At 68.5% G+C, this 21,106-nt stretch carries 19 protein-coding genes and 1 tRNA gene; 12 read left to right on the top strand and 8 right to left on the bottom strand.

The genetic code is table 11. The annotated features are described in order from the left end of the window. The first annotated feature begins 117 nt into the window (after positions 1-117). Both ABC271_RS11720 and ABC271_RS11715 read left to right on the top strand, forming a co-directional pair. Positions 118-468, top strand: coding sequence for a DUF485 domain-containing protein (locus tag ABC271_RS11720; protein WP_412925034.1), 351 nt, complete (start codon positions 118-120; stop codon positions 466-468). Further along, the gene (locus ABC271_RS11715) at positions 465-2,081 is read left to right on the top strand and encodes a solute symporter family protein (protein ID WP_412925033.1); all 1,617 of its coding nucleotides are present in this window, start codon (positions 465-467) and stop codon (positions 2,079-2,081) included. Before ABC271_RS11720 ends, ABC271_RS11715 begins: the two co-directional genes overlap by 4 nt. A 116-nt stretch (positions 2,082-2,197) precedes the next feature. On the opposite strand, the gene ABC271_RS11710 is transcribed toward ABC271_RS11715, so the two are convergent. After that, positions 2,198-2,725, bottom strand: coding sequence for a methylated-DNA--[protein]-cysteine S-methyltransferase (locus ABC271_RS11710; protein WP_412925032.1), 528 nt, complete (start codon positions 2,723-2,725; stop codon positions 2,198-2,200). A 200-nt stretch (positions 2,726-2,925) separates the two neighbouring features. On the opposite strand from ABC271_RS11710, the gene ABC271_RS11705 reads away from it, so the two are divergent. Further along, positions 2,926-6,633 (top strand): AAA family ATPase, encoded by a 3,708-nt coding sequence (locus tag ABC271_RS11705; protein ID WP_412925031.1) that lies wholly within the window; start codon positions 2,926-2,928, stop codon positions 6,631-6,633. Next, positions 6,630-6,926, top strand: a complete 297-nt coding sequence (locus tag ABC271_RS11700) for a hypothetical protein (RefSeq protein WP_412925030.1) — start codon at positions 6,630-6,632, stop codon at positions 6,924-6,926. Before ABC271_RS11705 ends, ABC271_RS11700 begins: the two co-directional genes overlap by 4 nt. A 168-nt stretch (positions 6,927-7,094) precedes the next feature. Here the strand turns inward: ABC271_RS11700 and mscL are convergent, their stop codons facing one another. Genes mscL through ABC271_RS11685 form a run of 3 tightly spaced genes read right to left on the bottom strand, consistent with a single transcriptional unit; the run spans position 7,095 to position 8,447 of the window. Then, the gene (gene mscL / locus ABC271_RS11695; protein WP_412925029.1) at positions 7,095-7,511 is read right to left on the bottom strand and encodes a large conductance mechanosensitive channel protein MscL; all 417 of its coding nucleotides are present in this window, start codon (positions 7,509-7,511) and stop codon (positions 7,095-7,097) included. A gap of 42 nt (positions 7,512-7,553) precedes the next feature. After that, positions 7,554-7,832 carry an FmdB family zinc ribbon protein gene (locus ABC271_RS11690; protein WP_412925028.1) on the bottom strand — a complete coding sequence of 93 codons (279 nt, stop codon included), beginning with the start codon at positions 7,830-7,832 and terminating at the stop codon, positions 7,554-7,556. A gap of 18 nt (positions 7,833-7,850) precedes the next feature. Then, a complete protein-coding gene (locus ABC271_RS11685) occupies positions 7,851-8,447 on the bottom strand; it encodes a 5-formyltetrahydrofolate cyclo-ligase (RefSeq protein ID WP_412925027.1) in 597 nt (198 codons plus the stop codon). 66 nt (positions 8,448-8,513) lie between these two features. Here ABC271_RS11685 and galU point away from each other — a divergent pair, with 66 nt between their 5' ends. From galU to ABC271_RS11665, 4 genes are all read left to right on the top strand, one after another. After that, on the top strand, positions 8,514-9,404 hold the full coding sequence (gene galU, locus ABC271_RS11680; protein ID WP_412925026.1) for a UTP--glucose-1-phosphate uridylyltransferase GalU: 891 nt from the start codon (positions 8,514-8,516) through the stop codon (positions 9,402-9,404). A 14-nt stretch (positions 9,405-9,418) separates the two neighbouring features. Continuing rightward, a complete protein-coding gene (locus tag ABC271_RS11675) occupies positions 9,419-10,042 on the top strand; it encodes a GNAT family N-acetyltransferase (protein ID WP_412925025.1) in 624 nt (207 codons plus the stop codon). A gap of 180 nt (positions 10,043-10,222) precedes the next feature. Further along, positions 10,223-11,269: a large exoprotein gene (locus ABC271_RS11670; RefSeq protein ID WP_412925024.1), complete on the top strand. Its 1,047-nt coding sequence runs from the start codon at positions 10,223-10,225 to the stop codon at positions 11,267-11,269. A gap of 147 nt (positions 11,270-11,416) precedes the next feature. Then, positions 11,417-11,489: transfer RNA gene (locus ABC271_RS11665), tRNA-Ala, on the top strand. Between the two features lie 138 nt (positions 11,490-11,627). Here the strand turns inward: ABC271_RS11665 and ABC271_RS11660 are convergent. From ABC271_RS11660 to ABC271_RS11650, 3 genes are all read right to left on the bottom strand, one after another. Beyond that, positions 11,628-12,344 carry a Pr6Pr family membrane protein gene (locus ABC271_RS11660; RefSeq protein WP_412925023.1) on the bottom strand — a complete coding sequence of 239 codons (717 nt, stop codon included), beginning with the start codon at positions 12,342-12,344 and terminating at the stop codon, positions 11,628-11,630. A gap of 278 nt (positions 12,345-12,622) precedes the next feature. Beyond that, positions 12,623-13,411: a hypothetical protein gene (locus tag ABC271_RS11655; RefSeq protein ID WP_412925022.1), complete on the bottom strand. Its 789-nt coding sequence runs from the start codon at positions 13,409-13,411 to the stop codon at positions 12,623-12,625. 376 nt (positions 13,412-13,787) lie between these two features. Continuing rightward, positions 13,788-14,138, bottom strand: coding sequence for a winged helix-turn-helix transcriptional regulator (locus ABC271_RS11650; protein WP_412925021.1), 351 nt, complete (start codon positions 14,136-14,138; stop codon positions 13,788-13,790). Positions 14,139-14,216: 78 nt separating this feature from the next. On the opposite strand from ABC271_RS11650, the gene ABC271_RS11645 reads away from it, so the two are divergent. From ABC271_RS11645 to ABC271_RS11630, 4 genes are all read left to right on the top strand, one after another. Next, positions 14,217-14,873 (top strand): FMN-dependent NADH-azoreductase, encoded by a 657-nt coding sequence (locus ABC271_RS11645; RefSeq protein ID WP_412925020.1) that lies wholly within the window; start codon positions 14,217-14,219, stop codon positions 14,871-14,873. A gap of 410 nt (positions 14,874-15,283) precedes the next feature. After that, a complete protein-coding gene (locus ABC271_RS11640; RefSeq protein WP_412925019.1) occupies positions 15,284-16,582 on the top strand; it encodes a glycosyltransferase in 1,299 nt (432 codons plus the stop codon). Next, positions 16,579-18,429: a right-handed parallel beta-helix repeat-containing protein gene (locus ABC271_RS11635; RefSeq protein WP_412925018.1), complete on the top strand. Its 1,851-nt coding sequence runs from the start codon at positions 16,579-16,581 to the stop codon at positions 18,427-18,429. The genes ABC271_RS11640 and ABC271_RS11635 overlap by 4 nt, the downstream gene beginning before the upstream one ends. After that, a complete protein-coding gene (locus tag ABC271_RS11630) occupies positions 18,429-19,508 on the top strand; it encodes a right-handed parallel beta-helix repeat-containing protein (protein WP_412925017.1) in 1,080 nt (359 codons plus the stop codon). Before ABC271_RS11635 ends, ABC271_RS11630 begins: the two co-directional genes overlap by 1 nt. 28 nt (positions 19,509-19,536) lie before the next feature. On the opposite strand, the gene ABC271_RS11625 is transcribed toward ABC271_RS11630, so the two are convergent. Beyond that, positions 19,537-20,913 (bottom strand): right-handed parallel beta-helix repeat-containing protein, encoded by a 1,377-nt coding sequence (locus tag ABC271_RS11625; RefSeq protein WP_412925016.1) that lies wholly within the window; start codon positions 20,911-20,913, stop codon positions 19,537-19,539. Positions 20,914-21,106: the final 193 nt, after the last annotated feature.

The raw sequence follows: 21,106 nt of genomic DNA, 5'->3' as shown, positions 1-21,106 counted from the left end.
GTGACGGCTGCGTCGCCGCCTTTCGTAGCGTCGACCCTACCATCGGGAAGGTTCGCCGACCCGGTGTTTCCCCTTCCGGCGCGACGTCGCGCCGGTCTCATGAGGCAAGGAGGCCACATGACGGATAGCAGGATCGACGGCGCCTCGAGCGGCGTCGACTACATCGCGGTCGAGGAGTCCGCCCCGTTCCGGGAACTGAAGAGGCGTCAGCGCTCCTTCGTCTTCCCGATGGCCGTGGCGTTCCTCGTCTGGTACTTCGTCTACGTGTTGCTGTCGTCGTTCGCCCCCGGGTTCATGGCGCAGCGCGTGTTCGGCGACATCACGGTCGGGCTCGTCTTCGGGTTGGGACAGTTCGTCACGACGTTCGCCATCACGATGGGGTACGTCGCGTACGCCAACCGCCGTCTCGACCCCGGTGCGGAGCAGCTGCGCGTCGACCTCGAACGCGCCGAACGGGGTGAGGCATGAACGAGGTCTTCGGCACCGTGCACGCGGCGGTGCAGACGGTGGAGAACAACCCGGTCCTGAACATCTCGATCTTCGGGGCGTTCGTCGCGGTGACGCTCTTCATCGTCATCCGCGCCAGCCGGAACAGCAAGACCGCGGCGGACTACTACGCCGCGGGGCGGTCGTTCACCGGGCCCCAGAACGGCTTCGCAATCGCCGGCGACTACCTGTCGGCGGCGTCGTTCCTCGGCATCGTGGGCGCGATCGCGATCAACGGTTACGACGGGTTCTTGTACTCCATCGGGTTCCTGGTCGCCTGGCTCGTGGCGCTGCTGCTCGTGGCGGAGCTGATGCGCAACACGGGCAAGTTCACGATGGCCGATGTCCTGTCGTTCCGTCTGAAGGAACGGCCGGTCCGCATGGCCGCCGCGATCACGACGCTCGCCGTCTGCTTCTTCTACCTGCTCGCGCAGATGGCGGGTGCCGGAGGTCTCGTGTCGCTGCTCCTGGGCATCACCGAGCGCGTCGGCCAGTCGATCGTGGTGGCGGTCGTCGGCATCCTGATGATCGTCTACGTCCTGATCGGCGGCATGAAGGGCACCACCTGGGTGCAGATCGTGAAAGCGTTCCTCCTCATCGGTGGGGCCGTCGTCATGACCATCTGGGTCCTCGCCATCAACGGCTTCAGCCTCAACACCCTGCTGGAGAGCGCGGTCGCCGCCTCGCCGAAGGGCGAAGCGATCCTCGGGCCGGGCCTGCAGTACGGCGCCAACCCGTGGGACTTCATCTCGCTCGCCCTGGCCCTCGTGCTCGGCACCGCCGGCCTGCCGCACGTCCTGATGCGCTTCTACACGGTGCCGACGGCCAAGGAAGCGCGGCGATCGGTGGTGTGGGCGATCTGGCTGATCGGTCTGTTCTACCTGCTGACTCTCGTGCTCGGGTACGGTGCGGCCGCACTCGTGGGGTCGGAAGCGATCCTCGCCGCTCCCGGCGGAGTGAACGCCGCGGCGCCGCTACTCGCGCTCGCGCTGGGCGGGCCGATCCTGCTCGGGTTCATCTCGGCGGTGGCATTCGCGACGATCCTCGCCGTTGTCGCGGGCCTGACGATCACGGCGGCGGCGTCGTTCGCGCACGACATCTACGCCAACGTCGTCAAGAAGGGGAACGTGCCTCCCGATGGCGAGGTCAAGGTCGCGCGACGGACGGTGATCGTGATCGGCATCCTGGCGATCGTGGGCGGCATCGGCGTGCAGGGGCAGAACGTCGCCTTCCTCGTAGCGCTGGCCTTCGCGGTGGCGGCATCGGCGAACCTGCCGACCATCCTGTATTCCCTCTTCTGGCGCCGTTTCAGCACGCGGGGCGCGGTGTGGAGCATGTACGGCGGACTCGGTTCGGCTCTCCTGCTGATCCTGCTCTCCCCGGTGTTCTGGGGAGGACCGACGAGCGTCTTCGCCAACACGGGCGTGGCGATCTGGCCGCTGAACAACCCCGGCATCGTGTCGATTCCGCTCGGCTTCCTCCTCGGGTGGCTGGGCTCGATCACCTCGAGCCGGAAGGAAGATCCGCGCAAGGCTGCGGAGATGGACGTCCGCTCCCTCACCGGGTTCGGTGCGGAGAAGGCGTCGAGTCACTGAGCCACCCTGTCGCCCGGCCCGGTACTTCCGCCGGGTCGGGCGACGTCCGTACGACCGCAGCGACGACGTCCTCGCTGCGCCGCGCGGGGCCCCGCGAACGCCGCGACCCGCTCCGCCTACAGGGGCGTTCGAAGCCGGTCCGCGACCCCGTTCTCGAGGTCGAGCAGGAAGTGCTTCACTTCCGGGTGGCCCCCGTACTCGCCGATCGATCCGTCCGAACGCACGACCCGGTGGACCGGGACGACGATCGAGAACGGCGTCCGGGCGCACGCCGTCCCCACGGCGCGCGCCGCGCCGGGCGACCCGGCCATGATCGCCACCTCGCCGTAGGAAGCGACTTCGCCGTACGGGACGCGTCGCGTCGCCTGCAGCGCCGCGCGGGTGAAGCCTGTGACCAGCCGCCAGTCGAGGGGGATCTCGAAGGCTCGGCGCCTCCCGTCGAAGTATTCATCGAGCTGGCTCAGCGCGTTGCGTGCGGGATCGGGATCGGGGTCGGGGACGACGCCCAGGCGCTGCGCGATCGCGGCTCGGGCGACGTCCAGTCCGTCGTGGGCGACATCGAGGTGGACGAGGGCGTCGTCGACGAAGGTCAGCAGGATCGGGGCGAACGGGCCGTCGTACACGGCACTGGTAGCTGTGCTCATTCCCTCATCCTCATCACGTCGAGCGATCTCCGCGGCGGACGGTCGCCGATCGGTGGAGAGATCGCCGGATCGGTCCGCGGGGGAGGAACCGCCGATCGGCCCGGCGTGTCGTGCAATCGGGCGAAACTCGGTCTCGCTACGCGCCAACCGCGGATGCCCGGCTTAGTCTGGCAGGTGTGTGGCGAGCTGAGGACGGCGTCGTGACGGGCGCCCATGGCGACGTTCCGACGTCGATCGATCCGGGCGAGCTGCGACTGTCGGAGCCCGGCATCGTGGTTCGCCACGTCGCCGACCCCGAACGCGAGCGCATCCGAGCCGAAGCTGCGGCACTCGGAGGTCGCTCGACACTGTTGCGCTTCGATGACGCCCGTGACGCCGGAATCGACATCACCAAGGCCCATCCCGGCTCCCTGCCGCAGTTCATCACCGGCCGCGCCACCCTTCTCTCCAATCTCTTCCGCGACGAGGTGGCTCTGCGCACCGCCCGCATCGCCGCCGAGCGCATCACGGCCAAGAACGTCGAGCTCCGCACCGCGCGCGGTCTCGAACCGGTGCACCTGGCCGTCGGGCTCGCCGCGTGGAAGATCGGAGGGGTGGAGTGGTCGGCCCCCGTGCTCCTGCGTCCGCTGGCCATCCGCCGCCACAACGGCGACTTCGAGCTCAAGCTCCACGGCGCGTTCGTCATGAACCCCGAACTGGCTCGGGCGTTCCGCACGCACCTCGGCATCCAGGTCGACAGCACCGCGCTCGCCGGACTCGCCTACGACCAGGGCGTGTTCAAGCCGCAGCCGGTCATTGACCATCTGCGCCGACTCACGACCCATGTGCCCACCTTCGTCGTGCATCCGCGACTGGTGATTTCGTCGTTCGCCGACATCGGGTCGGGTATGGCCCGTGACACCGAGTACCTGGACGACCCGCTCCTCAACGCTCTCGCCGGACACCCCGACGATCGCGCGCGTGTCACCGTCCGCCGCACCGATCCCGTGGTCACGAGCCCCGATGAACGGACGCCGGCGGCCGACACCCTGCTCTTGGACGCGGATGCCGAGCAGGAGCACGTCCTCGCACGGATCGCGGCCGGTCACTCCCTCGCCGTCCACACGCTGCCCGGCACGGGCGGCACGCAGACGGTGATCAACGCGATCGGTCAGTGCGTGCACGCGGGCAAGCGCGTGCTCGTCGTCAGTGCGCGCCGTTCCACTCTCGACGGCATCCGGCACCGCCTCGCCGGAGTCGGCCTCACCGGGCTCGCGGTCTCTCCGACGCATGTCCGCCGGGATCTCATTCGCGCGATCGGCCGCAACGAGAAGGCCGAACACCCGAAGGTTTCCGAGATCGACGACGCGCTGGTGCGCCTGCGCGCCGTCCTGCGCGACTACCGGTCCGCCGTCACCGAACCGCATCTCGCGCTCGGGGTGTCGACCCTCGACGTCCTGCGGGCGCTGACCGCCCTGGCATCCGTCTCACCCCCCCCGTCCACGACGGCCCGTTTCGACCTCGCGACGCTCGAACGTCTGGCCGGACGCCGTGACGCCGCGGCCCGGGCGCTCGCGACGGCGGCACGTCTGGGGGAGTTCCGCTTCGGCCCCGACGACTCGCCGTGGTACGGGGTCAGCTTCACGCGCACCGAAGACGCTCGCGCCGCGCACGATCTCGCGGGGAAGCTGCACTCGCAGGACGTGCCCCGTCTCCTGGAGCGTGGATACGAGCTGATCGCGCAGACCCGCATGCGCCCGTTCCAGACGGTGTCCGAGCTCGGCGCGTATCTCAAGCTCCTCCAGGGCATCCGCGAGTCGCTCGACCGTTTCAGCCCGACCGTCTTCGAGCGCCCGCTCGGTGAGCTCATCGACGCGCATTCGCCGCGACGGGACTCCTCGGCGATGAGCGGCCCCAACCGTCGTCGACTGCGGCGCCTGTCGAAGGAGTACGTGCGGCCGGGCGTGCACGTTCCCGACATGTACGAGGCGCTCGTGCGCATCCAGCAGCAGCGCACTGAGTGGCAGCGCGTGGTCGACGCGGGGGTCACTCCCGAGGTTCCGCTCGGCCTGGCCGATGTGCACGTCGGGTGGCAACGCGCCGACGCGATGCTGGGTGAGCTCGACCAGATCCTGGGGCGTCAGGGGTCCGATCGCCTCGCCACCCTTCCCGTGCAGATCCTGGTTCGCACGCTCGCCGGCCTCGCCGCAGAGTCGACGTTCTTCGACAACCTCGTCGAGCGCGCGCAGCTGCGAGGCGAGCTTGCTCGGCTGGGACTCGAGCAGCTCCTCGTCGAGCTGTCGGTGCGGCACGTTCCCGAGGAGCGCGTGGGCGACGAGCTCGAGTTCGCGTGGTGGCAGTCGGCTCTCGAGCACCTGCTGCGCACGGATCGTGCCCTGCTCGGCGCCAACACGAGCGTCGTGGACCGGCTCGAGCGCGACTTCCGACTCGTCGACGAGGCTCACGCGGCCGCGGCGGGTCCGCTGCTGGCGGCCGAGCTCGCGAAGCAGTGGCGGATCGGCATCGTGGACCATCCCGATGAGGCCGCGGCGCTCCGAGGAGCATTGAAGGACGGTCTGCACACCGCGCACGAGATCGCGGAGGCCGCGCCGACGCTGCTGCGCACGCTTGCGCCGGTCTGGCTGGCATCCCCGTACGAAGTCCCCGACGTGCCGGCCGGCCTCGCGTTCGACATGGTCATCGTGGCCGACGCGGCCGCGTTGTGCCTCGCGGAAGCCGCGCCCGCGCTGCTGCGCGCGCGCCAGGTCGTGCTCTTCGGTGATCCCGTCGTGCAGAAGCCCACGCCGTTCCGCGTGAGCGCCTCCCTCCCTCCCGGTGCGGATGACGAGTCCGACGACGTCCCGTTCGACAGCGTTTCCGTGTTCGAGCGCATCGCTGAGCTGCTTCCGGTCGAGACGCTGACGCGCAGCTACCGGGCCGGCGGCGAGGATCTCGCGCAGCTCGTCAACGACGCGTTCTACGGCGGCGAGATCGTGTCCCTGCCCTGGGCGGGGTCGTATCTCGGGCGCGGAAGCCTGAGCGTCGACTACGTCGAGAACGGTGTCGGCGCCCCCGACCCGGTCAGCGGTGCGGTCGAGAGCCCGGATGCCGAGGTCGCCCGCGTCGTCACCCTCGTCGTCGAGCACGCGGTCAACCGCGCCTCCGAGTCGCTCATGGTCGTGACCGCCAGCCGGAAGCACGCCGAGCGTGTCCGTGCGGCCGTCGAGGCGGCGCTCGCCGGACGCTCGGACGTCGCGGCGTTCATCTCCCGGGATGCCGCGGAGCCCTTCGCCGTTTTGACCCTCGAAGAGTCCGTGGCTGAGAGCCGCGACCGGGTCGTCTTCTCCCTCGGTTTCGGACTCACCCGCCACGGCCGGGTGCTGAGCGACTTCGGCGACCTGTCGACGCCGGACGGCGAGCGGCTACTCACCGTCGGGATGACGCGCGCCCGTCGGTCCATGGTGATCGTGTCCTCCATCCGTCCGTCGGCCTTCGACGACGGCCGTCTCGAACACGGCGCGGCGACCCTCATGGGCATCCTCGGCAATCTCGCCGGTCGGGGCCGCGAGTCGCGTCTGGAAGACCTCGCCGACCCGCTCACGCGTGCCCTGGCGCGGGAACTTCGGCGTCTTGGCGTCGAGGTCGACCTCGACTACCGAGGGCTACTGCCGCTCGTGGCCCGGTATCGAGGCAAGGCCGTCGTGGCCGAGAGCGATCCCGAGACGATCGGGGAATCGCTGCGCGAGACGCTGCGGCTACGTCCGCAGATCCTGCGACGTCTCGGCTGGCACTACGTTCGCGTCCACGCGTTCGACCTGTACAGCGACCCCGCGGGCGTGGCATCCCGGATCGCGGAACTGCTCGGCGCCGCACCCGACGACGCGGCCGCGCCGGGCACGGCCACCGAGCCTCTCGACTTCCCCGGGTGAGCGCGGTGGCCTCGACCCCGGATGCCGCCGACCACACCGCAGGTTCTCCGGTCCCGGCCGGGTCGTCCGACGCGGGTGCGGCGCCTTCGGCCGACTCGTCCGGCGACGCGGCGGGGGAGCGGCAGCCCATCGTGCGGGTGCGCGGGGCGCGTCGTGCGCGCCTGCTTCCGGCGCCGGGCACCAGCGCGGAACCGGCACCGGCGGACGACGCCGATCGTGAGCGTCCCGCGGCGCCCGTGGCATCCGGTCCGAACGACGCCCAGCTCCTGCGCGACGTTCCGCCCCACTACTGACACGCCTCTCCGTGGCGCGCCGCACGTCTCCCGACGGGGGCGGTGCCGGGCCTGGCCCATCCACGTGATAAACGCTCCCTGCACTGAGAAACGCCGCCAGAAGGCGTGTCTCAGTGCAGGGAGCGTTTATGGATGTCCGACTGCCCGGCCCGCCGGGCCGGTGTCGGCTCAGTCGCGGGGCTGACGCTCCAGCAGGTCACGGATCTGCACGAGGAGTTCCTGCTCGGTGGGAAGCTTGGGCTCGTCGGCCTTCTCCTGCACGCCGGCCTTCGCCGCAGCGCGGGCCTTCCAGCGGTTCATCGGGAAGACGAAGACGAAGTAGACGATTGCGGCCACGGCGAAGAAGTTGATGATCGCGACGAGGATCGCGCCGAACTGGAACGTCGAAACGCCCCCCAGGAGCGTCGGCACCGTGACATCGAGGTCACTCAGATCGCCGACCTGGAAGAGGAATCCGATGAGCGGATTGATGAGTCCCTGGACCATCGCGTTGACGATCGCCGTGAACGCTGCTCCGATGACGACCGCGACCGCGAGGTCGATGACGTTGCCGCGGAGGATGAACTCCTTGAATCCTTTAATCACGACGTTGTTCCCCTTTCGCCGCGCCGCCGGGTCCGGCGAAGGTCAGGATGCCGGGGTGGACGCGGTCTTCGTCGACTCAGACGTCGATGATGTCGAAGATCCGCTCGATGCCGCGGATGCCGCGCCGGAGGACGTCCCATTCGACCCGCGGGAGTCGGTGCGGTAGAACCCGGACCCGTTGAACGTCACGCCGATCGATCCGTACTGCTTGCGCAGCTCACCGCCGCATTCGGGGCATTCGGTGAGGGCGGCGTCCGAGAAAGACTGCACCGCGTCGAAACGGTGACCGCACTGCTTGCAGGCGTAGGCGTAGGTGGGCATTTGGCTTCCTTCGGGTGTTCAGGCTCTGGAGTGATCGATCGCGACCGTGCGCGTGGGGGTGACGACGCCCGAGACGGCTTGGTCGTGCACGTCGCGCGGCACGTCGTCGACGAACTCGGAATCGAAGATCACCGCGTAGACGGGCGGGCACTTCTCCATCGATCCGATGGTCTTGTCGAAGTAGCCGCGGCCCCAGCCCAGGCGCATTCCGCGCTGGTCGACGGCCGCGGCCGGGATGACGAGTAGATCGACGTCATTGACCGCGATGGGTCCGAGCACGTCGCCGACCGGCTCGGGGAGTCCGAACAGACCCTCGGCGATCTCGGCATCCGGGGTGGCCACCGTCCAGTCGAGAAGGCCGTCCTCGCGGGTGATGGGAAGCAGCACCCGGATGCCGCGGGCGACAGCTCCCGCGACGAACGCATGCGTCCCGGGTTCCGTCGTGGTGGAGAGGAAACAGGAGATGCTGCGTGCGCCGAGACGATCGACGAGAGCATCGAGCTGCGCCTTGACGCCGGCTTCAGCGACCTCGCGCCCGTGGGCGGAGACGGTCTGGCGTCGTTCGCGCAGGTCCGCACGAAGAGCGCGTTTGGCCTGCTCGATGCTGTCGGGCATGCCCTAAGTGTACGTGCGTGCGGAATCGGTAACAGCGCTGTCGCATCTCCCCAGTAAGGTATGCGCATGCCTAACAAGCCCTTCAAGGCCGTGATCCCGGCCGCTGGACTCGGTACTCGCTTCCTTCCCGCCACCAAGGCCATGCCGAAGGAGATGCTCCCGGTCGTAGACAAGCCCGCCATCCAGTACGTGGTCGAGGAAGCGACCGCCGCAGGAATCAGCGACGTCCTCATCATCATCGGACGTAACAAGAACAACATCGCCAACCACTTCGACTCGATGCCCGAGCTCGAGACGAAGCTGCGCGAGAAGGGCGACCACGACAAGCTCGCCAAGGTCGAGCATTCCTCCGACCTCGCCGACGTGCACATGGTCCGCCAGGGCGAGCCCAAGGGCCTCGGTCACGCGGTGCTCCGCGCCCGCAGCCACGTGGGAGACCACCCCTTCGCCGTCCTCCTCGGTGACGACCTCATCGACGAGCGCGACCCGCTGCTCGAGCAGATGCTGGCCGAGTACACCAAGCGCAACGCCACGATCATCGCCCTCATGGAGGTCGACCCCGCGCACATCCACCTCTACGGCGTCGCCGCGGTGGAGCCGACCGAAGACGACGGCGTGGTCAAGGTGACCCAGCTCGTCGAGAAGCCCAAGGCCGAGGATGCGCCCTCGAACCTGGCCATCATCGGTCGTTACGTCCTCGGACCCGACGTGTTCGGCATCCTGGAGCACACCGAACCCGGCAAGGGCGGCGAGATCCAGCTGACTGACGCGCTCGAAGAGCTCGCGACGGGCGGCGGCGACGGAGGCGGGGTCTACGGCGTCGTCTTCCGCGGGCGTCGCTACGACACCGGTGACCGTGTCGACTACATCAAGGCGATCGTCCAGCTCGCCTCCGACCGCGAAGATCTCGGCCCGGAGTTGCGCCCGTGGTTCAAGGAGTTCGCGGCGGGTCTCTGACCCGACGGGATGCCATGGATCTCTCCGTCCCACGACGGCACGGCGAGGTGTCGATCCGTCTCATTCGCAATCGTGACGCGCGAGTCCTTCAGCAGCAGCTGATCGACAACCGGTCGTGGCTGCGGCCGTGGGAGGCGACGAGCCCCGACGGGCCCGTCTCGTTCGACATGAGGCTCGGAATCCGCCGACTCCTTCAGCAGTACCGCGACGGCCTCGGCGTCCCCTTCGTCATGGAGTGGGACGACGAGGTCGCCGGTCAGCTGAACGTGTGGGGCGTTTCGCGCGGTTCACTGGCCTCGGCGACGATCGGCTACTGGGTCGCCGAAGAGTTCGCCGGTCGCAACATCACGACGATCAGCGTGGCGCTGGCCACCGACGTGTGCTTCACCGAGCTCAATCTGCATCGCGTCGAGATCTGCATCCGGCCTGAGAATCACGCGAGTCTGAGGGTCGTCGAGAAGCTCGGGTTCCGGTACGAGGGACTGCGTCGCCGTTACATCCACATCGACGGCGACTGGCGCGACCACTACGCCTTCGCCCTTGTGCGCGAGGAACTCCCGTACGGCGTTCTCGATCGCTGGGTGCGGGGCCAGGTCCCACCGGACGCGGCGTTCATTCCGCCGGCCGATCGGCTGTAGGCCCCGTTTCTGCGGCGCCCGGTTTGTGGCCACGGCCCCTTCCCGCGCCGAGACTTCATCGGGCTGACGAGTTCCGCGCAGGTTGCGGGGGATTTGTCGGCGCGATGAAGTCTCGCGATCTGCCGCGCGACACGCGGAGGGATGCCGAGGTGTGACCTCGTCGTGACCTACCGTGGTGCCATGGGTGGACAGGTTCTCGGCGGCGGGGTGATCGTCTTCGTCGCGGTCGCGCTGTGGTTGGTCTACCTGCTGCCGTCCTGGCAGAGCCGGCACCGTTTCACCTCTGCCGAACGTAACGCCGTGCGACTGAATCAGGCGCTCCGCGTCCTGGCCGAAACGGCCGAGACACCGCGTGAGGTGCACCTCGAACTGACGGCGCGAACCGCTCACCAGCAGCAGAAGATCGCACGTCAGGTTCAGGCGCATCAGGCTCAAACCGAACTCGCGGAGGCCAAGGCCCGGCTCGAGATCGCGCGTATGGAAGCCGCCCGTGACCGCGATCTGGTCAAGGAGCAGCGCAGCGCTGCCCGCGAGCTTGCTCGAGCCGAGCGGGCCGCCGCCGTCGAGGTCGCCAAGGCCGAGCGCGCCGCGGCCCTCGAGAAGACACGAGCCGAGCAGGCCGTCGCCGTGGAGCGGGCCCGAGCGGAACGGGCGGCTGCCGTGGCTCGACCGGAACTGCAGCGTGCCCGTGCGCGCCGTCGCTTCCGTCTGGCGACGACGTCCTTCGCCGTCCTCGGGCTCGCGGTGGCTGTGGCCGGTGGCATCCAGGTGTTCTTCGGTGCGCCCCCGGTGCTGCTCGCCGTCGGGGGAGTGACCGTCGTGCTGTCGCTCGTGGTGTTGCACCGCCTCTCCCGGGTCGCGGCTCGCGCATCTGTTCGCCCGGTGATGAGTTCCGACGAGCGTGCCGCTGTGGAGGTGCAAGACTTCGGCGCTGCCGCCCCGGCACCCCGGGCCACGTGGACGCCGCGTGAACTGCCGCGTCCGTTGGTGGCCTCGGTGGGCTCGCGCGCCGCGGCTGTCGTCGACGAGCAGCTCGCCCGCGAGGCTCTCCGCGCCGCCGCGCGCGAGCAGGTGGCGCGCGAGATCGCCGAAGCGCAGGCGCCGACGCCGATCGAGGTCGCCCGTCCCGCTGCCGCATCGCCCTACGCGTCGATGGGGTACGTCGACGACGCGGAGATCGAGGACCACGTCCGTCAGCTGCTCGAGCGCCGCGCGTCAGGTCAGTAGCACCGCCTCTCGGCGGGCTTCGGTCGCGCCACTTTGCACGACCCAGCGCCTGCTCCGACGTCTCGCCGCGACCGAAACGCGGCGCGCCCGGGAGGTCGGCCGAGTCGGGGGAGAGGAAAGTCGCGTGATAGTGTTGATGAGTTGTCCGGGCCTGTGGCGCAGTTGGTAGCGCGCCTCGTTCGCATCGAGGAGGTCAGGGGTTCGAATCCCCTCAGGTCCACCGAATCGGTCAGCATGCGGCGCTTCTCCTTCGGGAGAGGCGCCGCTGTTCATTGCTGTGACGGATTTGGATCCGTTGCCGCTGGACGATCTGTGGATGACGACGACCTTGCGGATCGATGTCCCGGGGTGGATGACGCTACCGGCTCGCGGCCTTGTCGCGCGGCCTGCGGCGGGCACGTAGGCGTCCGACCCCGATGACGCAGAGCGATCCGATGACGGTGACCACCGTGACCGCGAGTATGTAGGTCATAACCCTCAAATATCCGCCGGGCTCGTACGGGTTGAGGAACGGATACGGGTACCAATAGGGGACACCCGTGATCGTGTTCGTCACGAGGTTCGCTCGGATGAGGACGTAGACGGTCCACGCGGCCGGGAACGTCAGGACGGCCAAGACGGTCCGCCATCGCAAAGGTCGCCGATGGGGACCGACCAGCAGATCAGCGAGGAAGAACAGGGGCATGACGATGTGCAGCACGACGTTTGACCACTGAACGATGGCCGCGTGAGCGATCTCCATGCCGGGCAGCTGAATGTTGTAGAGGCCACCGATGACCAGCACGCACGTTGTCACGGTGGCCAGCGCGACGGCCAGTGGACGCGGCTCAGGTCCTTCTCTTCTCCCCGACCAGGCCCATGCGGCCGCCCAGAGAAGGACGATTGCCCCTGCTCCGTTGAACGTCATTGTGAAGAAGCTGAAGAAATTCCACGCAACAGTAGCCACGTCTCGGCCGTCCGCCATTGCCCCGCGGATCACGACGGTTGCGGGCGCCGCAATCGCGGCGAGGGCGAGAACGGCCGCCGCGCCGCGCAACGCCGTCCACGCGTGAGCAAGGGCCCGCGCGGAAGACATTGTTCAACGCTAGCGGGTCGACATTTGCGCAGGGGCCACGCGAGCAACCGTGCTCGTGGGCTTGCGAGACGATTCTCGCGCACCGGGGCTACCGCCCCCACTCGCATGCCCACGCTGGGCGTACAGCGACCCGATGTCGCTCACGTCGGGGCCGTATCCGGCACGCCCGAGCACGACACTTGTCGGGAGCGGCCGTGCTCGCAAGCCGCTCGCGGGTGCGCGGGAATCCGCAAGCCTCCTCAGCCGATGTCGTGCCTGAGCCGGCGAAGGAGAGCCCGTCAGGCGGTTTCGATGTCGACCAGCGCTTCGACGATCCCCCAGAAGCCGAGTGCCGCGGGATGCCATTCGACGAGGTCGCCATCGATTCCCGGTTTCATGATCACCGTGTCGACGAGCTCGGGATTCACCAGGCGCCGCTGCGCGAGACCTTCGACGACCGCGGCGCCCAGGCCCGCGAGGAGCTCGGCCGACGCGCCCGGGTAGAACGAGAAGCCCAGGCCGGCGAGTGCGGTGCCGTAGAACTCGGCGGTCCGCTCGATGAATCGGCGCTCCGTCTCGCGCAGCGCGGAAGCGACTTTGTCGCGGTGCTCGGTGTCGGCGAGGCTGCTCGCCGTGGCGACGAGCGTGACGTGGCTTCGCCACGAGACCGACTCACTGAAATGCTCGAAGTTCTCCCGTGTTGCGACACGCGCGACCTCGCGCAGGACGGCAACGCGCCCGGGATGCGTGGACAGCAGATGCGTGTACTTCTGGATGACTCCGTCCGCGGCATCCTGCGTGCCGGGGTAGAACATGGCGTCGTTCGACTCGGACGTCGTCGCGAGCTCGACGAGAAGGTCTGCGAAGAAGAGATCCTTCGCCGGCCACAGCCGGTAGAAGGCGCTGCGCGGAACCTCGGCGGCGCGGATGAGCTCTTCGAGGTTCAGATGCTCCAAGCTCACGGTCAGGCCGGTGTGCGCAAGCATCTCGACAGCCGTCGTCATCAGCCGTCGACGCGACTCCTCGCTGGAGATCCGGGGCGCCCGGGTGACGGACCCCCACGTCTTGCCCTCCGTCTCCGGCGTCATGCATCCAACCTTCCGTACAACGGACGACACCCTCGGTGTCGGGCGCGCCTCTCCGGCGTGTGCCCCCAACGAGCGTACGGGACACACTCACGTTCACATGTCAGAAAGCAACTTGCTACTTGCAACTGCGAGTTTCAACTAGCTAGTGTCGTGATGGGGAGTCAAAAGGGGGCATCGCGGGACCGGGGAGGGCTCGGGCAAAATTGGGGGGACGGCCTGCTCGGCGACGTCGGTTGCCGGTAGGGGCGGTCAGCCCGAAGTCCTCCCCAATCCCCGGGGCAGAACGACTGACGTCACCCGCCATGGTCCCGTCCGGCGCGACGAACCCCGTCCCGCGACGTAGGGGAGTCGCGGCTCCCGCGCCCGACGTCGGCGATCAGCCCCGAAGGGGAGCCGTGGGCTCGAGATTCTCCCTCGCCCACGCTCCGAGCTGATCGAGCACGGGCAGCAGGCGACGCCCCGCGTCAGTGAGTTCGTAGGAGACCGATACCGGTGGCCCCGCCTCGACCGTGCGCGCGGCGAGTCCTGCTCCGGACAGCTCCGCGAGTCGGTCCGACAGAACCGCGTCGCTGATTCCGGAAACGGCCCGGCGAAGGCCCACGAAGGTCGTCGCGCCCGCGCCCAGAGACGACAGGATCATGCCGTTCCACCGCTTGCCGAGCACCGAGAAGGCGAGCGTCACCGCGGCGTCGCAGGCCTTGATCTCGGCATCCGGAACCTCGGTCATGGTCCTATCGTACGCGTGCTACAGTCTGCTTAGTCGCTCATATTTTCAGAGCGACTCTCACTTTCGGATTGGAGCCCCATGTCCTTGTTCCGCCTGGATGCCAGCATCCTGCCCGCATCGAGCGCGAGCCGGTCGCTCGCTGACCTCGTCGAGCAGGAGTGGATCGCCGCCCACCCCGACTCCACCGTCAGTCGGCGGGATCTCGCCTCCGAGCCCGTCCCGGCGACCGCGTGGGCGGATGCCGTCACGGGCAAGTTCGTTTCGGCAGAGGAGCGCACCGACGGTCAGCGTGAGGCTCAGGCCCTCGCGACGACGTTCGCGGACGAGCTCATCGGAGCGGACGCCCTGCTCTTCGCCGTCCCGCTGTACAACTACGGCGTCTCGCAGCACTTCAAGACGTGGTTCGACCTGGCGTACACCGACCCGCGCATCGACCCGCAGGGCACGGCTCTCCGCGGCAAGCCCGCCACCCTGGTCACCGTTCTCGGCGGCAACTACGCCCCGGGCACGCCCAAGGAGGGCTGGGACCACTCGACCGGCTGGCTCCGTCGCGTGCTCGAGGACGTCTGGGGACTCGATCTGCGCGTCGTGGAGCGTCCGTTCACTCTCGTCGGCGTCAACCCGGCGCTCGACGCGTTCGCCGACACGGCCCTGGCGCTCAAGCTCAAGGCCGAGGGTGACGCCGTGACGTACGGTCGCGAACTCGCCGCGTCGAAGGGCACCGTCACCGGCTGAGACGCCTCGCCGCAGTGAGCGGTCGGCCGGGTCGATCACGACCCGCCGACCGCTTCGTTCGTGCCGCGTCGATCGTCCCCGGGGACCCGAGCCGTAAGGACGGATGGCGCTCCCTCGGCGGCGACATCGACGATCACGGCACGGGGCAGCAGCGACTCACTTCCCGACTCTCGCGCGCAGCCGCGGGGCACGCCCGCGCGTATACGTTGCGATCGACCAGGTGTCGACCCCCGGACGCATTCTCCCGAACACGGCTCTACTTGCGCCTCATCGCACATCCGAACATGGGTTCCCGAAGGGACCTCCGGTTCTCGCCCGGGTGATGGTCGCCGTCGCCCAGCTTTGGTCTCTTTGACCGCCGCGTGATCGCCCTGTCCCTTCGTGAGAAACGACGTCCACCGATGACGCGAGTGCCCATTTCCATAGCCCCCCTCCCCATCACCGCCTCTTCCGCGGTGGGGCAGAACGTCCAGGACGTCCTCACCGACGTCGCCGGCTACTTCCCTCTCGCCATCGCGGGGGTGGTGGTGTGGGGACTCTGGCTCTACCGCTTCATCCTGTCGCGTCGCGCGCGACCGATCGAGTCGGACTTCCGGACGACCACGTCGGTCATCGTGCCGTCGTATCACGAGGATCCCGACATCCTGATGCGCTGTCTCGAGTCCTGGCGAGCGCAGAGCCCGACCGAGATCATCGTCGTGCTCGACGTCAAGGATCTCGAGGCGTACGAGCGAATCGTCGCGCTGGGTGACGACAGTGTGCGGCCCATCCTCTTCCACCATGTGGGAAAGCGATCCGCCCTGGGGGCCGGAATCCGACTCGCCGTCGGCGAGGTCCTCGTGCTCACCGATTCCGACACCTGGTGGCGCCACGGGCTTCTCGTGGCGGTTCAGAAGCCTTTCATCGATCCACTCGTGGGTGGAGTGGGGACTCACCAGAACGTCTTTCAGGCGCGGACGAGCGTGTGGCGTCGCATCGCCGACTGGATGGTCGACCTCCGCTACTACGACTACGTTCCGGCCATGGGTCGCGCGGGTGCGGTTCCGTGCCTGTCGGGTCGCACCGCCGCCTATCGACGCGACGCCGTGATGGCCGTGCTCGATCATCTGGAGAACGAGTTCTTCCTCGGTCGACGTTGCATCGCCGGCGACGACGGACGCCTGACGTGGCTCATTCTGGCGTCCGGCTACAAGACGGTGCACCAGTCTTCGGCACGCGCGCTCAGTATGTTCCCGGACACCTTCCGAGCGTTCGTGAAGCAGCGTGTCCGCTGGAGCCGCAACTCGTACCGCTGCTACCTCACCGCGATCGCGAAGGGCTGGCTCTGGAAGGTGCCCTTCGTGACGAAGGTGACCGTGCTGCAGATCCTGCTGACCCCGGTGACGATGGGACTGACCATGTTCTACCTCGTGTTCAGCCGCCTGGACCTTTCGGTGCTGGGTGTCCTGGCCGCGGTCGGCTGGGTGCTCCTGGGACGCGGGATCCGCGGTTTCTCCCACCTGCGTCGTAACCCCGCCGACTTCCTCATCCTGCCGCTCTACGCGGTCGTGGTGATCTTCATCGCGCTGCCGGTCAAGACGTTCGCCTTCGTCACGATGAACAAGCAGGGCTGGCTGACCCGCCACGCCGACCAGATGGGCGGCGATGGCCAGACGGCTCGCACGCTCGAACCTCAGGGCGTCGCCCTGGAGCCGGCGGTGACGTCGTGAGGGGGCGTACGGCAGTGGCGGTGGTCGCGGCGGCGTTCGTCGTCGGCGGCGGGGCCGCGTTGACAGCCGCGCAGGTGTTCGCTCCCTCCGTCGAACAGGAGGCGTACGGACTCAACGAGATCGCTCGCAACGGCAACGTGCAGGGCGCGCTCTACCCCGGCGATCCGACGACCGAGGCGCGCTTGGTCGAAGAGGAAGCTCAACGCGTCGTTTACGTCCGCAAGGTCGCTTCGGCTGCATCGTGGGAGCTGTCGGTGCGCGAGCCGTACCGCTTCCAGACCGGCGACCGGTTCACGCTGGTGCTCCCCGCGCGGGCCGAGCCGTACACACTCGACGACCTCGGCGTCCTCGGGCCGGAATCGCTGACGAGGAACGAGGACGGGTCGTATCTGCTGAAGGAGAACCTCGCCGTCATGCAGGGAGCGACCCTCGCCCTCGGGCCGGTCGATCTCCGGATGGAGAGTTCGCCGAGCGGATTCGTCTCGATCGTCGCGTTCGGCGGAAGGTTGGAGATGGCCGGAACGGCGGATGCCACGGCATCCATCACGAGCTGGAACAGCGCGGCCGGAACTCCGGACACGGACACCCGCGACGGGCGCGCCTACCTCCGGGTGATCGGCGGCACCGCAGACCTCAGCCACGCCGCGGTGTCGTCCCTGGGTTTCTGGAGCGGGAGCACGGGCGGGCTGGCCGTCACCGGCACCGACGACCTGGGCGATCCCGCCCTCGCCGGGATCATGCAATCCGGCGGGAAGATCGCCGCGCCTCCGGGCGCTCCCGTCGTCGACGCCGCCAGCGCGATCGACGGTGCCGATGATGTGGATGCCACAGCGGTACCGGCCGACGTGGGCCTGGCGACCGCCACCATCACGGACTCGGCCATGGTCGGAAATGCCTTCGGCATCTTCGTCTCCGGTGCGCACGACGTGACGATCTCGCGCAGCTCCGTGACGGGCAGCCTCGTGGACGGGATCACGTTCCACCGGGGGGTGTCTTCGAGCCTCGTCGCGGATTCGACGTCGGTCGACAACGCCGTCGACGGAGTGACCATCGGGCGCTCGTCGACGGGGGTCACCCTGCAGAACGTGGTGGCCGCCCACAACGGTCGCAACGGTGTCTCCATGGACGGGCAATCGCTGGCCGATGGGCCCAGCGCGTCGGGGACGACCGTCGAGAGCTTCGGCGACAACGTCCTCGACGGGGGGAACATCGCGGACAACGGTCGTTACGGCCTCGAGGTCACGGGTGGGAGTGGCATCCAGATCACTCAGAACCGATTCACCCGTAATCCGGACGGTGTCGTGCTCGACCGCGGCGCAGCCGACGTCCAGGTCACCGGGAACGAGTTCGTCGACCAGACCGCGAAGTCCATCGCGATCCGCGAGTCTGTCACGGGCGCCGTGGTCACGGGCAACACCGTCACGGGATCGGAGACCGGCATGAACGTACGCAACGCCGATGCCGAGGTCACGGGCAACGTGGTCCGCGGGGTGTCCAACCACGCCATCCTTCTCGTGGGTGACGTGGCCGGCACGACGATCGCGGGCAACGAGCTGGGCGGCGACGGGAGCACCGCGGTGCGATCGGACGGTTCGAACGGCGCGTTCATCGGGGAGAACGACACCGACCGGTGGCACCCGGCTGTCACGGTGACGTCGGCGCTGAGGTTCGTCTTCCAGCCGCTGACGGTCATCTGGTTGGGGCTGGGAGTCTTGCTGCTCGTGACGGCGACGACGAGGAAGGACCGTCACTTCGGGGCGTTCCGCCACCCGTACGAGCACCACGTGCCGCTGACATCGCTGAGCAGCGGGATCGTCTCGCCCGAGTCCCTGCGAGCACGGCCCTGATGCGGCGCGGGCGCCCCCTCGCGATCATTCTGGTCGTCGTCGTCGCCGCGGTCGTGATCGCCGGGATCGTCGTCGCCCTGGTCCGCGGAACGTCCGCCCCCGGGACGGAGCCGCGCCCCTCGGACCCGGCGACGGGTCCGACCACCGTGGCGCCGCCGGATGCCTCAGCCGGTGGCGTCGACTGCACGGATGCCACCGTCGTCGTCGCGACTGCTCCCGAACTGCAGGCGGCTCTCGACGAAGCAGAACCGGGAGATTCGATCCGGCTTCAGCCGGGGGTGTATCCCGGAAAATTCTCGGCGACGGCGAGCGGTACGGCGGACGCACCGATCCGACTGTGCGGTGGCTCCGACGCCGTTCTCGACGGCGGCGGGGTGGACGATGGCTACGTGCTCCATCTGGACGGTGTGGCCAACTGGCGGATCGAGGGATTCGGCATCCGCAACGGTCAGAAGGGACTCATGGCTGACGGGGTCACGCACACGACCATCGCGGGCCTGACCGTCTCGGACACCGGCGATGAGGCGGTGCACCTGCGGGCGCACAGCACCGACAACGTCGTGTCGGGAAACGTCATCCACGACACGGGCAAGCGTCGGGCGAAGTTCGGCGAGGGTGTCTACATCGGGACGGCCGAGAGCAACTGGTGCGACATCACGGACTGCGAGCCCGATCGCAGCGACCGCAACGTGATCATCGGGAACCACATCTCGGGCACGACGGCGGAGAGCGTCGACGTCAAGGAGGGGACGACGGGCGGCCGCGTGGAGGACAACGTCCTCGACGGTGCGCACCTCGTCGAGGATGGCGCGGACTCGTGGGTGGACATCAAGGGCAACGACTGGGTGGTCCGCGGGAACACCGGTAGCCACTCACCCGGCGACGGTTATCAGACCCACGAGATCGTGGACGGGTGGGGGCGGGGGAATGTCTTCGCTGCCAACATGGCCGACGTGAACGGGCCCGGATTCGGCTACGCCGTGACGGACCGGCTCGGCAACATCGTCGGATGCGACAACTCCGCGTCGGATGCCGGCGAGGGGTTCAGCAACGTCGCCTGCTCCGCGGTGACGCCCTAGCCGACCGCTGACGCCCGCTGCGGCGGTGTCAGCCGGTGCACGTGATGTTGGTCAGGCCCTTCGCTGCGCCGGAGGGTGCGCAGGCGACGATGGTTGCGATCGCGCCTGACTGGACGGATACCTCGTAGCCGGGGACGCCCCCGGTGACGACGTTGTGGCGGAACACGTTGTTCTGTCCCCACCCGGACAGGGCGACGTGCACCTGGAAGGCATCGAGGAGGGTGCCGGATCCGCGGTTCCCCTCGAGAAGATAACCGTTGCCTTTCACGTCGACCCACGAGTCTCCGTAGTTCTGGCCCGAGTAGCCGGCGTCCGTGAAGGTATTCCCGCTTACGACGCCACCCGTGGTCCCTTCCTTGATGTCGATGCCTTCGGCGGAGGTGCGGGAGATCGTGTTGCCGAGGATCCGGGCGTCGTCGGAGCGGTCTGGCGTGCCGGAGGAGCCCATGACGGACGCCCAGTTGCTTTTCGCGCTTCCGACGTAGATCCCCTCGCCGTACGACGGGTTGGTCAGTCCTGTGTCATGGATGCGCGAATTGCGGACGGTTACGTGCGTACTACCGGTGCGCAGGTGCACCGCTTCCTCGCCGATGCTGCCGACGTCGACCCCGTCGACGACGGTGTAGCTGGAGCCGTCGAGGACGATTCCCTTCGCCGCGCGGGTCACGGTCAACCCCGAGATGTTCCAGTGGTCTCCGGTGACGTGCAGGGCATAGCCCGCCGAGGTCTTTCCCGTCGTCAGCACGGCGCGGGGCGAGCCGGTGAGCGTGATCGGCTGCGCCACCGTACCCGAAGCCGTCGCGGCGAATCGGCCGGTGTAGGTACCGTCGTTCAGCCGGATCGTCTGTCCTGCCGTCGCCGAGGAGAGCGCGGCGGCCAGCTGCGCCGACGTCGAGACTGTCACTGTCGCGCGATCGGCACCGGAGGTCGGGGACGGGGCGGCCGGGCTCGGTGCCGGTGAAGTCGGTGCCGGTGAGGTAGGTGACGGCGAGGTAGGTGACGGGGCGGCTGGGCTCGGTGCGGGCTGCGCGGGACCCGTGGAGACCGCCGTCGCGACGGAGAACGTCGCGTCGGTCTCGTGGCGGCCGCCCTCGTCCTCCCATCGCACGTTGACGGTGTGTGGACCGGCCGTCGTGCGGATGGGCCAGGTGAAGGGAGCCGTCGAGTCCTGTCCGAGATACGTCCCGTCGAGCTTGAATTTCACCGTGACGCCCGCGGGGGCCCGCACCACGACATCGAAGACCCCGCCGGCGCGGGTGGTGCCGGCGAGGGCTGATCCCTCGACCGTCACATCGGCGGTGCTGAGCGCGGACGCGGCCGGAGGAACCGCGACCGCTCCGACAACGACCGTGGCGGCGGTGGCGACGCGTGCCGTCAGACCGATCCTGCTGCGCGAATGGGTCACCCTTCATCGTCCTTCCGCTGAGAACGGCGCTCGATCATGGCGCCGTTGCGTTGTCGTCAAACCCCATGGCGCGAAGATTCAAGCAGTTCGTTCATGGGTCGCAAGCAGCTGATACCGCGTGCGCAGAGACAACCCGTCGTGCGAACCGCTTCTCCGGCGGCGGGCGGCCCCGAGCGGCGTGGCGCATCGTCGC

The sequence above is a fragment of the Microbacterium canaveralium genome (assembly GCF_047238045.1).
GTDB lineage: Bacteria > Actinomycetota > Actinomycetes > Actinomycetales > Microbacteriaceae > Microbacterium.
Note: the sequence above shows the minus strand (reverse complement) of the source record. Positions and strands in the feature narration are given on the sequence as shown.

Excerpts from the sequence above, each read along its gene's own strand:
- ABC271_RS11685 (WP_412925027.1), bottom strand. The coding sequence starts at position 8,447 with ATGCCCGACAGCATCGAGCAGGCCAAACGCGCTCTTCGTGCGGACCTG.
- ABC271_RS11675 (WP_412925025.1), top strand. The coding sequence starts at position 9,419 with ATGGATCTCTCCGTCCCACGACGGCACGGCGAGGTGTCGATCCGTCTC.
- galU (WP_412925026.1), top strand. The coding sequence starts at position 8,514 with ATGCCTAACAAGCCCTTCAAGGCCGTGATCCCGGCCGCTGGACTCGGT.
- ABC271_RS11720 (WP_412925034.1), top strand. The coding sequence starts at position 118 with ATGACGGATAGCAGGATCGACGGCGCCTCGAGCGGCGTCGACTACATC.
- ABC271_RS11715 (WP_412925033.1), top strand. The coding sequence starts at position 465 with ATGAACGAGGTCTTCGGCACCGTGCACGCGGCGGTGCAGACGGTGGAG.
- ABC271_RS11660 (WP_412925023.1), bottom strand. The coding sequence starts at position 12,344 with ATGTCTTCCGCGCGGGCCCTTGCTCACGCGTGGACGGCGTTGCGCGGC.
- ABC271_RS11645 (WP_412925020.1), top strand. The coding sequence starts at position 14,217 with ATGTCCTTGTTCCGCCTGGATGCCAGCATCCTGCCCGCATCGAGCGCG.
- ABC271_RS11710 (WP_412925032.1), bottom strand. The coding sequence starts at position 2,725 with ATGAGCACAGCTACCAGTGCCGTGTACGACGGCCCGTTCGCCCCGATC.
- ABC271_RS11690 (WP_412925028.1), bottom strand. The coding sequence starts at position 7,832 with ATGCCCACCTACGCCTACGCCTGCAAGCAGTGCGGTCACCGTTTCGAC.
- ABC271_RS11655 (WP_412925022.1), bottom strand. The coding sequence starts at position 13,411 with ATGACGCCGGAGACGGAGGGCAAGACGTGGGGGTCCGTCACCCGGGCG.
- ABC271_RS11630 (WP_412925017.1), top strand. The coding sequence starts at position 18,429 with ATGCGGCGCGGGCGCCCCCTCGCGATCATTCTGGTCGTCGTCGTCGCC.
- ABC271_RS11670 (WP_412925024.1), top strand. The coding sequence starts at position 10,223 with ATGGGTGGACAGGTTCTCGGCGGCGGGGTGATCGTCTTCGTCGCGGTC.
- ABC271_RS11650 (WP_412925021.1), bottom strand. The coding sequence starts at position 14,138 with ATGACCGAGGTTCCGGATGCCGAGATCAAGGCCTGCGACGCCGCGGTG.